This is a genomic window from Ketobacter sp. GenoA1 (genome assembly GCF_003671475.1).
Classification (GTDB): domain Bacteria; phylum Pseudomonadota; class Gammaproteobacteria; order Pseudomonadales; family Ketobacteraceae; genus Ketobacter.
Genome location: NZ_RCHM01000009.1, coordinates 98,812 through 113,085, shown reverse-complemented (window position 1 = coordinate 113,085; position 14,274 = coordinate 98,812). Strand labels below are relative to the sequence as shown.

Here is a 14,274-nt window from a genome sequence, read left to right as displayed (position 1 = left end):
ACATGATCAATTGGATAAAACACTACTGGCGCATCCTGTGGAAACCCAGCAAGCACTTCAGCCTGGCGTTTCTCACCGTGGGTGGCTTTATCGCCGGCATCATGTTCTGGGGCGGTTTCAACACCGGCCTGGAGCTTACCAATACGGAAGAGTTCTGCATCTCATGCCATGAAATGAAAAACAACGTCTACCAGGAACTGCGCGGCACCATTCATTTCAACAACCGCTCCGGAGTACGTGCCACCTGCCCGGATTGCCACGTACCCCATGAATGGACCGATAAAATTGCCCGTAAAATGCAGGCTTCAAAAGAAGTCTGGGGCAAAATATTCGGCACTATCAATACCCGTGAAAAATTCGAAAGCAAGCGCCGGGAACTGGCGGAACACGAATGGAAACGGCTGAAAGCCAACGACTCACTGGAATGCCGCAACTGTCATAACTTTGAGTACATGGATTTCACCAAACAGGGGCAACGGGCGGTGAACCAACACTCCACGGCCCTGGCCAGCGGCGAGAAAACCTGCATCGACTGCCATAAAGGCATCGCACACGAGCTGCCGGACATGGCCGGCGTGGAAGGCTGGTAATATTGCACACCCGGGCTGGCAGCTTTTTACTGCCAGCCCTTTTCCCTTGAATTCCCGTCCCCATCTGGTTAGTTTTTAACGCTCTGATCATTTTTTGTTTTGGGGCAACCTCCATGCTTAAGCGCATTCTCACCACCTTTTCCCTGGGCCTGATACTGCTGTCAGCCAATCCGGCGCACGCCCAAACCATGCAGATACCGGAAGTGGGCGCCTTTCTGCCGTCAATTGTTGATGTTAAACCGGGCAAGCTGTCCCCCGTTGACGGGCTTTGGTCCATCTCCAGCCTGGATAAGGTAGTGCGCATCGATCGCGGGCGCATCTACGCCATCGAAGGTTGGAACCACCTGCTGGTTTTCAAAATCAAACCCGGCATGGTGGTGATCAAGCAGTTCAAGGAAGAAGGGCAAGGAATGTACACCGGCCAGGATCTGCCATTGCAGGGCCCGCTTAAAGCCATGCTGACCGGGGACCGTATTCTGGATGTAACCGTGGCCGGAGCCATGGGGGAAGTCCGCTATCAGATGATCCCGCAACAACTGGACGATCCGGACGCCTTCAACCGACTGGTCAAGGATCTGCGCAAGGCCGGCCGTTAATCCTCACGGCTCACCGTGACGTTCAAGGAACCGCTGTTATCGGCAAAGTAGGCCGCGGCATCGTTTGCCATAAAGTACAACGGGCCATCCTCGGGTGCGGTGAATCGAAAGCCGGGACCAACGTAAAACGGCAAGGCCTGCTTGCCGATTTTGCCGATCAGGGCACCATGGGGGTAGCCGGCCACTGTTTGCCCCCCGGCATCCCAACAGCCCAAGGTGTACATCCCCGCCCCGGTTGGGTCGGTGGCCTTACAAAACTTACCCATGCTCCACTGCCCGCTGGCTTCAATGCGATAGGTTTTACCCCGTTCGATCTGCACGCCCGCTCCCATCCACTGTTTGGGTGACGCCGCAACCACCAGCGCGACCTGCGATTGCAACGGCTTGGCAAGGGGATATTCGCTGAAACCGTAAACGTCCATTTTACTGGCCTGCCGCTGTTTAAATTCGGCCTGCGATTGCACGATCCGCTGTGCCAAGGCTTGCTTCTCTGCCGCCAGCCTGGCCTGCTCCGCTGCCTTACGCCGGGCGGCTTCCTGCTGTTTTTTTTGTTCGGCAATACGCTGCTGTTCCTGCTCTCTGGCCAGGGCTTCTGCTTGCTCTCGCGCCTGCTGTTCGCGCTCCGCTTGAGCCAGCCGCTCCTGCTCCTGGCGCTGTCTTTCCTGCTCTTGCTGCTGTTTAAGCTGTTGTTGTACCAATGGCTGTTGTGCCGGTGGTTGTTGCTCTGCCGACTCGGTGGGTGTCGACGCCATTAACGCCGGCCCATCACCACCGCTCCCCATGAAGGTGTAACCGGCCCCCGCCATGATCACAGCCCCCAGCAACGCCGCCGTGGCCAACACCACACCCCGGGAACGGGGCGCACTGGAAGCAGACGGCAGGGCGGAGGGTGGCGCCGGCGTGGCGGAGTGTGCCGTCGGGGAAACCACCACGGTGGCATCCGCCGCACCCGCCCGCCCGCTAAGCTCATCTATCCACTGCTGCAGAGTCTGCGGGCGCTCGCTGGGGCGAAAACACAAGGCGTGATTCACCGCCGCCAGCAGCGCCGGGGAATACTGCGGAAAGTGGGCGGGCTGCAGAACCGGCTGCGGATCCGGTTTGCCATCCAGCAGGGCCCGGCTGCGGGTGACCGCATCAATGGGATTAACACCGCTGATGGCGCGAAACGCGGTGGCTCCCAGACTGTATATGTCGGTCCAGGGGCCCTGTTCCTCGCCTTTGGCATGATACTGCTCAAAGGGCGCGTACCCCGGCGACACCATGGTGGTCATGGTGCGGCTTTCGCCTTCAATGGCCTGGCGCGCAGAACCGAAATCCAGCAACACGGGGCTGTCATCCTGCCGGATATAAATATTATCGGGTTTGATATCGCGATGAATAAATTGTTTCTCGTGCACCTGCCGAAGGCCATCGAGAATCGGCAGCAATACTCCCAGCAAGCGGGCCTCATCGAAGGTGTGCTCGCTACTGAGAACGGCTTTCAAGCTACGGCCTTCTTCATAGGCCATGACCATGTAGCCGGTGTTGTTTTCCTCAAAGACCGTGTGTACCCGCACGATGTTAGGATGCTCAAACCGCGACAGCACCCGGGCCTCATCAATGAAGCGGGTCAGCCCCCAGCGAAACAGCCCCTGGTTGTCCGCCGAATCAGGATGCACCGTGAGATCAGCGTCGCGGGTGGCGAATTCGGTGGGCAGAAATTCTTTGATGGCAACCGCTTTATCGAGGTTTTTATCCCGGGCCAGATAGGTGATCCCGAAACCACCTTTACCCAAAACAGATTCAATTACATACCAGTGGATGGTGGTTCCGCCGGGCAATGCAAGCCGATGCTGGGGTTGATTCAATGCCGCTCACCTGATCAGGAATGAGCCCGTATTGTTAAACATGTACCGGCCCGGCACAAGGCCACCAGCAACGGCAAGGCCAATGCCCAGATCACCCCGATTGAGAGCAATGCGGTGGTTAGATCCGGTGCCAACACAATACCCTCCACCATGGCCTGCGCCGCCAGGTACGCCAGCGGCCCCCCGCAGAAAGCGCAGCCGGACAACCACAGTGGCCGAGCCACCAGCCAGGACAACGAGGAATAAAAGGTGGTGGCAAAGGCCGGCCACAACAGCCACATCGCCAATGGCGGAACAACCGGGTGTACCTGACCGGCACTGGCGGGCAGCACCAGAAGGCCACTGGCCAGTAATACTACGTCCACCAGGGGCCCCAGCAACGTTGCCAGCAGCAACGTGACCCCATCCCGCCGGCGCTGCCGGGACTGCCACAGATGCCAGCTCACCACCCCCGCCACCGCCAGGGCTGACCACCACCAGCGCTGCTGCGCCTGCAGGCTGAGCACACAGGCAAACCAGGCTAGGTAATACAAAATAAAGTTGGCGGCTTTTTGCATGGTCGGAGTGAGCCTGAAGTGGTTGTTTAGACTACTATTCCTACCATCTGCCGGCAGTCAGGGGCAATATCGTCCAGAATTCGTTTCAGTTCCTTGATTAAAGTGCGTATAATCGCGCCTCTTTGAAATTCGCCCCACCTTATAGGCTACACCCCATGTCCGACACCGAACCCACCACCAGCTTTGAAACGCTGGGCATGCCCGACTTCGTCCTTAAAACCCTGAGCGAGTTGGGTTACGAATCGCCTTCCCCCATTCAGGCTGCCAGCATTCCTGTGTTCATGAGCGGAGCCGACCTCATCGGACAAGCCCAGACCGGAACCGGTAAAACCGCTGCCTTCGCGTTGCCGGTGCTGGCACAACTGGATGACGCGCTGCACAAGCCCCAGGCGCTGATTCTCACCCCCACCCGGGAGCTGGCCATTCAGGTGGCGGAAGCGTTTCAGCGCTACGCCCGTTACCGCAAGGGCTTTCGTATCGCTCCCATATACGGTGGCCAGGATTTCCGCCCGCAACTGAAGTTGTTAAAGCAGGGAGTACAAGTGGTGGTGGGTACACCCGGCCGGCTGCTGGATCATCTGCGCCGTGGCACCCTGGACATCAGTGAAGTGAAAACCCTGGTGCTGGATGAAGCCGACGAAATGTTGCGTATGGGGTTCATCGATGATGTGGAAGATATTCTCAGCCACTGCTCCGGTGAGCAACAAACGGCGTTGTTCTCCGCCACCATGCCGGCTCCCATCAAGCGCATTGCCGACAAATACCTGACCGAGCCCCAGCACGTTCACATCCAGGCCAAAACCGCCACGGTGGAACGCATTGATCAGAGTTACTGGCTGGTGGACGGCCGTCAGAAACCCGAAGCCCTGCGCCGCTACCTGGAGACCCGAAACTTTGATGCGGTCATCGTATTCGTGCGCACCCGTGAGAACGCCAATGAGGTGGCCGAGAAGGTAAACGCCTGGGGCTACCGGGCAGAGGCCATTCACGGTGCCATCAGCCAGAGCCAGCGGGAGAAAACCATCAACGGCCTGAAAAAAAGCCGCTTCGATATTCTGGTGGCAACGGATGTGGCGGCCCGCGGCCTGGATGTGGACCGTTTCAGTCATGTGGTGAACTATGATATTCCTCACGACAGTGAATCCTATGTGCACCGAATTGGCCGTACCGGCCGCGCCGGTCGCAGCGGCGAAACGGTATTGTTTGTCACGCACCGGGAAAACCGCCTGCTGAAACTCATCGAACGCCACACCAAACAGAAAATTGAACGGGCCCACATCCCCAACAATGATGTGGTATTGCAACAGCGGGTAGAGCGCTTTAAACAGCAGGTTGCCGAACAGGCTGCCAAGGCCCCTTCCGCGCTGATTCAATCGGTGGTGGAACAATGCTGCCACGATCTGGAGATCGAACCGGAACTGTTGGCCGGCGTGCTCATCAATATGTTGCACGCAGAGCACCCGCTGGAACCCAAAGAAGAGATCAAGCAGGCCCGCGAGCGCAGTGACAGCGATGGCAAACCCCGCCGTGGGGAACTGCGCAATGATGAAGCGCCCATTGCAACCGCGCCCAATCCGTTACAGGACTTCCCCGATGTGGAAATGGAGCGTTTTCGAATCGAAGTGGGCCGCCGTGGCGGCGTGACGCCCCGTGATATCGTCGGTGCCATTGCCAACGAGGCCGGTATCGAGAGCAACTACATCGGCGACATCATCCTGCGCAACGAGTTCTCCACCATAGACCTGCCTTCCGGGATGCCCAAAGAGCTGTTCAATCAGATGAAAAAAATCCGGGTGCGCGGTGCCCCCATTCGGATTACCCGCTACGGTAAAGAAGCACCGGAGCAGGCAGCAGCCGGCAGTGGACGGCCGAAGCGCGATGCTGGCAAAGGGGAATTCAAAAAAGGCGAATTCAAGGGCAAGAAAAAATTCGCCGATAAGAAAAAGCCCGGCGCTAAAAGCCGCTTTGGCGACAAGCCGCCGGCAAAAAAGAGCAGCTTCAAGAAGTCAGAAGGCGGTAAGTTCAAAGGCGGCAAACCCAAACGCTAGGCCTGTTGTCACGGCGGGGATTACCAGACCGCCTGGGCGTTGGCCCGGGCGTGCGCTGCCCCTTCCCGGTCCCCCTGTTTTTCCCGTGCCTGGGCAATCACAATCCAGGCTTCCGCCTTGGCGGTCTGTTCGGCACCACGGGGCTGGGCCGGCAGCAGGGAGACCGCACGCTGCGCCATTTGCGTGGCACTGCGGTATTGCCCCATGGCCAGGCGCGTTTTGGCTAACGCCAGATACAAAGAGGGGGAACGGGGCGCCATGCGCACACCCCGCTCCAGATGATTAACGGCCGCCCCATAGTCTCCCTGTTGCCGGGCACGCTCGCCCTGCTGCAACAGATTGTCCGCCGCCGCCACACCGGTCAGCAGGCTCGATTCACTCTCAATCAGCGCTTCATCACTGATGTCGGTGGGCACGGTTCGCACCGCGCAGGCAGCCAAACCCAATAGCAGAAAAAGCAACGCAATTGGTTTCATGTACATTCTACCGTATCCATTTCTTGAACCAGTTTAACACCCGCCCCCCGGCACCACAGGAGACCTGTTCTGCAGGCACGGTATCCTTACGCAGCGGCAAATACAAGGCGTTATCACAATGGGCCGCGGTCCGTGCCTGTTGCTGGGGATCGATCCACACCCAGTCAATATTTTCCGGCTGCGCTGCCTGCAATGGGATCTGCGGCAAGGCCGCCATGGTATTGGCCCACACCGGCAAGGCGCCGGTGGCACCGGTAAGCGGCGTAGGTTGGTTATCATCAATCCCCATCCATACCACACCCAGATAATTGCCACTGAATCCGGCGAACCAACTGTCACGCTGATCGTCACTGGTGCCGGTTTTACCGGCCAGATGCAAATCCGGTGACAGCCAGCGGGTCGCGGATTTACCGGTACCGGAACGGACGGTCTCCTGCATGGCATGGGTCAGCACATAAATATCGGCACTGGTAAAACGCTGTTCCACTTCCAGCTCGTAACGCTGCAGAGGCTGCCCTTGCGCGGTCAACACCGAACGGATGGTGCGTAACGGCGTAGCAAATCCTTCCGTGGCGATGGTCTGATACATTTGTGTCACCTCAAAGGGCGACAGACTCACCGCCCCCAGCGACAGCGCCGGTACCCGGGGCAGCACCTTATCCTGCAGGCCCAAACGCTCCATCACATCCACCACCCGGTCAATACCGACATCCAATGCCAACCTGGCGGTGGCCTGGTTATAGGAATGGGCCAGCGCCACCACCATGGGTACCTGGCCATGACTTTCTTTTTCGAAGTTCCGCGGCGACCACAACGTACCGTTGGGCAACACATGCTCCAAGGGCTCATCCTGCAACAGGTTGCCCAAATGATAACCCTGCTCCAGTGCCGCCAGATACACCGCCGGCTTGGCCAGTGAACCAATGGGCCGATAGGCGTCCAGGGCCCGGTTGAAACCTTCATAACGCACGGCCTGTCCGCCAATCACCGCCGCCACTTCGCCGGTATTGCTGGAGGTGAACAGACCCGCCACCTCCAGACCCTGCAGGTTTTTTCCGTAACCGTTTTCCAGGTTCTGGATCTGTTGCTGAGCCGCCTGCTCCAGACTCTCCTGGGCCCAGGGGTCCAGTGTGGTGAAGATACGCAGGCCTTCACTGCGCAGGTCTTCATCCCGGTAGTCCTTGCGCAACTGCCGTTTCATCAGATCCAGAAAGGCAGGGTAGCGGGCATCTTCGTAGAGGGGCTTTTTAATCACACCCAGGGGTTGCTGAACCACTTGATCGTAGCTGCGCTGATCCAGCACCCCCTGCTGCAGCATGATCTGCAACACCTGATTACGACGCTCCAATGCCCGCTGCGGATTACGCCGCGGATCATACCAGCTCGGGCCCTTGATCACCCCCACCAGCAAGGCCATCTGCTCCGTACTCAACTCCCGTAACGGCACGCCGAAATAGAACAGGCTGCCCAACCCCACACCATGGATGGCGCGCTTGCCGGCCTGCCCCAGGTAAACCTCGTTCAGATAGGCTTCCAGAATCTCCGTTTTGTCGTAATGGAAATCCAACAGCACCGCCATGATGGCTTCGATGCCCTTACGGCTCAGGGAACGCTCACTGGAGAGATAGAAGTTCTTCACCAGTTGCTGAGTCAGGGTGCTGCCCCCCTGGCGCACCTCGCCGGAAGCCAGGTTGGCCACCAGGGCGCGGGCAATCCCCTTGATGGAAAGGCCGAAGTGCTCGAAAAAGTCACGGTCCTCCACTGCCAGCAGCGCCTGCAACAATTGTTTGGGCACCTGATCCAGTTTGACCAGCACCCGGTCTTCATTGTGAGCCGGATATATTCCCCCGATCAGCGGCGGCTCCAGGCGCACGATGCTGCCGCTTTGATTGGACACATCCATGCCACTGACCCGCCCCCCGCGCAGATTAATGCGCACTTCCCGGGAGGGCTCTGCGCCTTCCCAGAAATCGAATCCACGGGTCACTATGGTGTATTCACGCTGGTTGGTGGAAAAGCTGCCGGGGCCGGGGGTGTCATAGACGTGGCGGTAGTTCAGCAGGCTCAGTTCAAAGGCCAGTTGCGCCTCCGTGAGGGGCATGCCGTCATACAGCTCCAGCGGGCGCCCATAGACCTTGGCGGGAATAGACCAGCGCTTACCTTCAAAATGATTGGTGATGACCGCATCCAGATAGATCACCCCTATCACCGACAGCATCAGCCCCACCAACCCCAGCTTCCACAGCAGGGGCCACCAGCGGACCCCGCTTTTGCTCGGTTTGCGGCCGGATTGACTGCGTTTTTTTGCCACCGGTTTTTTGCTGGTGGCGGCCCCCCGCTTACGGGGCTTGCGGGCTGGACCGGGTTTCTGCTTGTTGTTGCCGTTGCTGGACTGGGGCTTACTGCGCTTGGCTGGCACCTGTCTTTTACCTCTGGACTGGACTCTGCGGCCTTACCGACCTGATTTTTAACGAAAAGGCCGGTAGTATACGCCCTACCAACCGCAAGCCCCAGTTAACAGGTAGCCAATCTCATGAATAAATACAACGTCTACGCCATCGGCAATGCCCTGGTGGACATGGAATTCGCCATAGATGATGAGTTTCTGACCAGAATGAACATCGACAAGGGTGTCATGACCCTGGTGGATACGGATCAGCAGCAGGCACTGTACGACGCGCTGGCAGGCCACACCGGCAAGATGGCCAGCGGCGGCTCCGCAGCCAATACCATCATTGCCGTGAGCCATTTCGGTGGCAAAGCCTTCTATTCCTGCAAAGTGGCCAGCGACCCCGCCGGTGATTTCTATGTGCAGGACCTGGTGGCCGCCGGTGTCGACACCAACCTGCACCAGCAGCGCGAAGACGGCATCAGTGGCAAATGCATCGTCATGATCACACCGGATGCCGAGCGCACCATGCACACCAATCTGGGCATTTCCGAAACCGTTTCCGAAGCCGAACTGCATACTGACGCCATCAGCGCCTCCGACTACGTGTATCTGGAAGGCTATCTGGTTACTTCCAACAGCGGCCGGGCAGCCGCCATCAAGGCCCGCGAAATCGCCGAGCAGAGCAACGTCAAAACCGCCCTCACCTTTTCTGACCCCAATATGGTGCGCTTTTTCAAGGACGGACTGGGGGAAATGCTGGGCGGTGGCGTGGACCTGCTGTTCTGTAACCGCGAAGAAGCCCTGACCTGGGCAGAAACCGACAACATTGAAACGGCGGCGGAAGCCCTCAAAAGCATCGCCAAAAGCTACGCCATCACCCTGGGCAAAGACGGCGCCCTGCTGTTTGATGGCAGCACCACCATTCAGGTTCCCGCCACCCCGGTGCAGGCAGTGGACACCAACGGCGCCGGCGACATGTTTGCCGGTGCTTTCCTGTATGGCCTCACCCATGGCTACTGTTACGAGCAGGCGGGTTTGCTGGCCACCAAAGCAGCCGCGGAGCTGGTCACCCAGTTCGGCCCTAGGCTTAAGCCCGAGCAACATAAATCCCTGCTGGGATAAGCAGTTAGCGTTAATTCACGGAAATTTATCGCCGCTGTCCATCTTTGACTACACTTAAATCAGGTAGCACATTGCAGCGGCGCTTTCTGTGCTTCCCCCGGTTGTGCTTTTGCGCAGCACGCTACACTGTACCCAAAGTAAGAAACAGTCGAGGGTACGCCACGGTAATTGTCATCATAATCAACTATCGGGCGTAACCTGACCCAAGGTTACTGATTCAACCTGTTGAGATTAGCGGGCACCTACATGTTTCTAGAGTCCAACTTCACTGAGTTATTTGAAAAGACGGACAATCATTGCAAAGCATTACTTTCCCTGGCGCTGGAAGGCATCCCCTCCTTGGGGGACAGCCTGTCCTATGAAACCTTCGATGATTTGTTTGCCGGGGATGCCAACCAAAACCGCGCCTTCGTCATTGAACAGGGGGCGGTGGGTCATGAACAGGAAGGCAAAACCCTGTTCCATTACGACGAAGGCGACATCATCGGCCTGGAGCGGGTGGAAGGCATGCCCCACCCCAAATATTACGCCGAATCTCCGGTGGTGCTGCGCCCCTACGATCGCGAGGCCCTGTGGCAGGCTGCCATGGAAAACACCGGGAAAGCCCGCCAGTGGGGCGACTACCTGCTGGCCGAGTGCAGCCGCCACTCGGCGGTGATCGCCTCGCTGGATACCCCGACCGACAAAGCTTCATTGGGGTTCCAGACCTACGCAGAAGGGGAAACCATTATTGAGGAAGGCACCGAATCCGATTCGGTGTATTCCATCGTGGAAGGCCACGCCGAAGTATTCGTGAAGGGTATCAAGGTGGGGGAAGTGCTGGAGGACGAAATCTTCGGTGCCATGTCCCTACTCACCAACAGCCCCCGCACCGCCAGCGTGATTGCGGATTGCCGCTGCCTGGTGATGGTGGTGCCCCGCCACCAATTTGAAACCATGATCAAAACCCATCCGCGCATTTGCCTGAGCCTGATGGAGAACATGGCGCGACAGATCGTGGCGCTGAACCAGCAAATCACATCCAACCACAACGCATAGCAACCGGCAGCGCTGCCGGTTGCACAAGTAAGGGAAACAGATCGACATGAACGCTGAAGTCAAATCTTTGGAGCGGGCTTCCCGCTTCACCCCGCCGCCGTTGCAGCAGATAAAAGCCGTCAACCGCTTGGCGCGATTTTACTTCCAGCCCCAGTTCCAGGGGCTGGAAAACGTTGATCCCCTGAAACCCGCCTTGTACGTCTGCAACCATACTCTTTACGGTATGCTCGACGGCCCCCTGCTGTACGAGAAACTGTATGAAGAAAAAGGCATATTGCTGCGTGCCCTGGGTGACCATTTCCATTTTAAAATTCCGCTTTGGGGCAAGCTGCTGAAACGAGGTGGCTCTGTCCCCGGCACCCGTGACAACTGTGCCCGCCTGATGCAACAGGGCGAACACGTTCTGGTGTACCCCGGGGGCGGCCGTGAAGTGGCCAAGCGCAAAGGTGAGGAAGGTAAGCTCACCTGGAAAACCCGCACCGGATTTGCCTACATGGCAATGAAATACCAATACCCGATCATCCCGGTGGCGGCATTGGGTGCCGACGATGCGCTGGATATCGTCTGGGATGCCTATGATGTTATGCAAAACCCACTGGGGCGGTGGCTACTGAAGCACGATCGCAACAAGACCCTGCGTGATGGCGAGCTGATTATGCCCCTCTGCAAGGGCGTTGGCCCGACGCTGGTTCCACGCCCGGAAAAGTTCTATTTTGCCATCGGCAAACCCATTGACACCAGCGCCTATCGCGGCCAGGAAGACAACAAGGAAATGCAGTGGCAACTGCGCTACCAGGCCATGCTGGCCATTGAAGCCCAGCTCAGCAAACTGCAGGAAGTGCGCAAGCGCGATAAGGATATGGGGGTACTGCGCAGGCTGTTGACCAAGCGCTGACTGACCCTCCACGGGAGCAGGGGGTCACAACAACGCCACCAGTAATCCACCGGACAACCATACCAACGCAACCACCACCAACACGGACAAAACCCGGTCGGTGAGCGACGCAGCGTTGTCATGATGATGGTGGTGATGCCCGTGACGGGCGGAATACCACAACCAGATCAACACACCGTTGATCGCAAGTAAAACCACATTCAGCACCAACTGATAGTTCAGCTTGAAGTATTCACGATCAGCAGGGGCGGTCACTGCCGTGTAATCCGGCAGCATGCCCCAATAAGCAAGCGCATAATGCATCACCAGTGCGGCGATCACGATGGCCACCCACATCAGCGCAAGCAGGTACAGCGCCATTTTCCAACCATAGTACCGGGCATTAATTCGCAACACCGGCAACACCACCAGATCGGAAAAAATAAAGGCCATTACTCCGGCAAAGGTCACCCCCTGCCCAAACAGAACCGCCGCCAGGGGAATGTTGCCCATGGAACCGATGAACGTGAAAAACGCCGCCAACGGCCCAACCAGAGTTTGTGCCAGCACCGCAAGGAATCCCGGGTTGGCCATGTCGTCACCGGATGAACCCACAAACAATGCCTGAAAAAATGCATCCGGCACCATGGCCGAAATAATGCCCGCCACCGTAAAGCCGATCAGTACATCCCGCCACACCATCTGCCATTCCATGACATAGGTCTGGCCGATTTTCTGCCAACTCTGGTAACGCAAGAATTTTTCCTGCCAGCTCAGGCCGGCATCGTCATCGGCCTCTGACTCATCAGCATCACTCTGCCGCTTGCGAGCCTGTGCCACCAACCGTCGCGGCCGGGTCACCCGTATCAAAAACCAGGTAATCAGGATCAGGATAATGCCGCCAACATACTCCCCCACCACAAACTGCCAGCCAAGGAACACCGCAATGACCATACCCAGCTCGATCACCAGATTGGTGGAAGCCAGCATAAAGGCCATTGCCGGTGCCAGGCCTGCACCTTTATTGAAAATGGCACGCGTGGTTGACAACGCCGAGAAGCTGCAGGAACTGGAGATAAAACCGAAAAACGTGCCCAGCAGCATACTGCGGGGCCCTGCTTTGCCCATGGCTTTTTGCATTCGCTCACGGGTAATGAATACCTGCACCAGACTGCTGATCAGGTAGCCGAGAATAAACGCCCATAACGCCATCCAGAAGAAACCCACGCTGGTGATGGCCGCTTCATGCCAAAGTTCAAACCACGCCGGATACGGATATTCCAAAACTGCCTCCCCATTGCGAAGCTCATGATCAAACTAACATGCATTGGAAACTGAACGCAAAACGCTGAAAATTGAATGTTGGGGCCTATCACGTTAGGGTGAGGGGGTATCTGGCCAATGAGTGGCCATCTCACGTCCCCACTGCGATCGTGGTATGGAGTACCGCGGTGCGTAGCTTTTATCACCAGCGAGGAAATTATGAATACGAATTCAGAGAAAGGCTATGTTGCTCTACTCGGCTGGAGTCTTAACGCGGTGGAAGCCGCCGCTGATTTTGATCGACGCTACATTGTCGTCGCCCCGGATTGGGCCAAAGACTACTGTGGTCAGCACGATATCCCTTACATGCCGTGGAACTTTGAGCGGATCAATGAGCGCTCCATGGAAATCGCGCAAAAACTGCAGGAGCTGGGGGTGGACGTGGCCATACCCCTGTTTGAGGAAACCGTGGAATGGGCCGGTGCCATCAATTCGGTATTGCTGAACAATCCGCGACTGCTGGGCCAATCCATGCTCATGCGCGACAAGTCATTGATGAAACGACGTGCGCAGTTGGGTGGTATCCGGGTGGGGATTTTCGAAGAAGCCCACGACCGGGATGACGTTATCCGCTTTTTGCGCCGGGTAAACCAGACCCTGCTCAAGCTGGATGGCGACCCTAACGATCCTATTCATTTCAAGGCCTTCGACAAGGCAGGGTGCCTGGGTCACCGGGTGATTCGTACCCCCGATGACGTGGACACGATTCCCGACGAAGAATTTCCTGCCCTCATTGAATCCCACCTGGATGGCTGGGAGTTCGCCGTGGAAGCCTGGATTCATGACGGTAAAATCCGCTTTCTGAACATATCCGAGTATGTGTCACTGGGATACTCCGTGTTTGTACCCGCCTCCCCGGAGCTGGAAAAGCATCGTGCCGCCATCACCCAACAGATCGAGAAACTGATCAAGGTATTTGATATCGAGTTTGGGGTGATCCACCCCGAGTACTTCCTGACCAGCGACGGTGAAATGTATTTTGGCGAAGTGGCGTACCGACCACCGGGCTTCAAGGTGTTTGAGCTACTGGAGCGGGTTTACGGGTTCAACGCCTATCAGGGCATGATCCTGGCCTTCGACCCCAAAACCACAGAGCAGGAAATCACTGAGTTCTTCCCCAAAGAAGTGGAAGATGCCGACGGTTACGCCGGTTGCTTTGGTGTCTACCCTCGGCGCCGGGTTGTCAGCAGGCTGGAAATTCCCGAAGAGACCGAGGATCATCCTTACTTCGAATCCCATGAGCTGACACCGCCGATGGAAGAAACTGTCACCAAGCGTACCGCATTTGGCACCCATTGGGGGCTGGTGTACTTTAGGGGCGCAGACGCCGACGAGATGTTCACACTGTTAAAGCGTCAGCAGGAACTGGATTTTTATGTATAAAGCACTAAAGTCTGCTCAATCGGTTACC

The 14,274-nt window shown here is 57.4% G+C and carries 12 protein-coding genes; 7 read left to right on the top strand and 5 right to left on the bottom strand.

Features of this window, described 5'->3' with window-relative positions; genetic code table 11:
• Positions 1 to 2 precede the first annotated feature (2 nt).
• Both D9N13_RS01900 and D9N13_RS01895 read left to right on the top strand, forming a co-directional pair.
• The gene (locus D9N13_RS01900; RefSeq protein ID WP_290585178.1) at positions 3 to 590 is read left to right on the top strand and encodes a cytochrome c3 family protein; all 588 of its coding nucleotides are present in this window, start codon (positions 3 to 5) and stop codon (positions 588 to 590) included.
• Between the two features lie 113 nt (positions 591 to 703).
• Positions 704 to 1,186, top strand: coding sequence for a hypothetical protein (locus tag D9N13_RS01895; RefSeq protein ID WP_290585176.1), 483 nt, complete (start codon positions 704 to 706; stop codon positions 1,184 to 1,186).
• Here D9N13_RS01895 and D9N13_RS01890 read toward each other — a convergent pair.
• On the bottom strand, positions 1,183 to 3,033 hold the full coding sequence (locus D9N13_RS01890; protein ID WP_290585174.1) for a protein kinase domain-containing protein: 1,851 nt from the start codon (positions 3,031 to 3,033) through the stop codon (positions 1,183 to 1,185). The two genes, D9N13_RS01895 and D9N13_RS01890, sit on opposite strands and share 4 nt — an antisense overlap.
• A 14-nt stretch (positions 3,034 to 3,047) precedes the next feature.
• On the bottom strand, positions 3,048 to 3,590 hold the full coding sequence (locus D9N13_RS01885; RefSeq protein WP_290585172.1) for a DUF2878 domain-containing protein: 543 nt from the start codon (positions 3,588 to 3,590) through the stop codon (positions 3,048 to 3,050).
• 155 nt (positions 3,591 to 3,745) lie between these two features.
• Between D9N13_RS01885 and D9N13_RS01880 the strand changes: the two genes are divergently transcribed.
• The gene (locus D9N13_RS01880) at positions 3,746 to 5,638 is read left to right on the top strand and encodes a DEAD/DEAH box helicase (RefSeq protein WP_290585170.1); all 1,893 of its coding nucleotides are present in this window, start codon (positions 3,746 to 3,748) and stop codon (positions 5,636 to 5,638) included.
• Between the two features lie 20 nt (positions 5,639 to 5,658).
• Here the strand turns inward: D9N13_RS01880 and D9N13_RS01875 are convergent, their stop codons facing one another.
• The gene (locus tag D9N13_RS01875) at positions 5,659 to 6,120 is read right to left on the bottom strand and encodes a tetratricopeptide repeat protein (RefSeq protein WP_290585168.1); all 462 of its coding nucleotides are present in this window, start codon (positions 6,118 to 6,120) and stop codon (positions 5,659 to 5,661) included.
• A gap of 1 nt (position 6,121) precedes the next feature.
• Positions 6,122 to 8,425: a penicillin-binding protein 1B gene (mrcB, locus tag D9N13_RS01870; protein ID WP_411268124.1), complete on the bottom strand. Its 2,304-nt coding sequence runs from the start codon at positions 8,423 to 8,425 to the stop codon at positions 6,122 to 6,124.
• 222 nt (positions 8,426 to 8,647) lie between these two features.
• Between mrcB and D9N13_RS01865 the strand changes: the two genes are divergently transcribed.
• The 3 genes from D9N13_RS01865 to D9N13_RS01855 all read left to right on the top strand — a co-directional run bounded on the left by D9N13_RS01865 (position 8,648) and on the right by D9N13_RS01855 (position 11,561).
• Entirely contained in the window at positions 8,648 to 9,628 is a 981-nt protein-coding gene (locus D9N13_RS01865) for an adenosine kinase (protein WP_290585165.1), read from the top strand.
• A 246-nt stretch (positions 9,629 to 9,874) separates the two neighbouring features.
• The gene (locus D9N13_RS01860) at positions 9,875 to 10,666 is read left to right on the top strand and encodes a Crp/Fnr family transcriptional regulator (protein WP_290585162.1); all 792 of its coding nucleotides are present in this window, start codon (positions 9,875 to 9,877) and stop codon (positions 10,664 to 10,666) included.
• A gap of 46 nt (positions 10,667 to 10,712) precedes the next feature.
• On the top strand, positions 10,713 to 11,561 hold the full coding sequence (locus D9N13_RS01855) for a lysophospholipid acyltransferase family protein (RefSeq protein ID WP_290585160.1): 849 nt from the start codon (positions 10,713 to 10,715) through the stop codon (positions 11,559 to 11,561).
• 24 nt (positions 11,562 to 11,585) lie between these two features.
• Here D9N13_RS01855 and D9N13_RS01850 read toward each other — a convergent pair whose 3' ends face one another.
• Positions 11,586 to 12,824, bottom strand: a complete 1,239-nt coding sequence (locus tag D9N13_RS01850; RefSeq protein ID WP_290585158.1) for a permease — start codon at positions 12,822 to 12,824, stop codon at positions 11,586 to 11,588.
• Positions 12,825 to 13,022: 198 nt separating this feature from the next.
• Between D9N13_RS01850 and D9N13_RS01845 the strand changes: the two genes are divergently transcribed.
• Positions 13,023 to 14,246, top strand: a complete 1,224-nt coding sequence (locus D9N13_RS01845; RefSeq protein WP_290585156.1) for an acetyl-CoA carboxylase biotin carboxylase subunit family protein — start codon at positions 13,023 to 13,025, stop codon at positions 14,244 to 14,246.
• Positions 14,247 to 14,274: the final 28 nt, after the last annotated feature.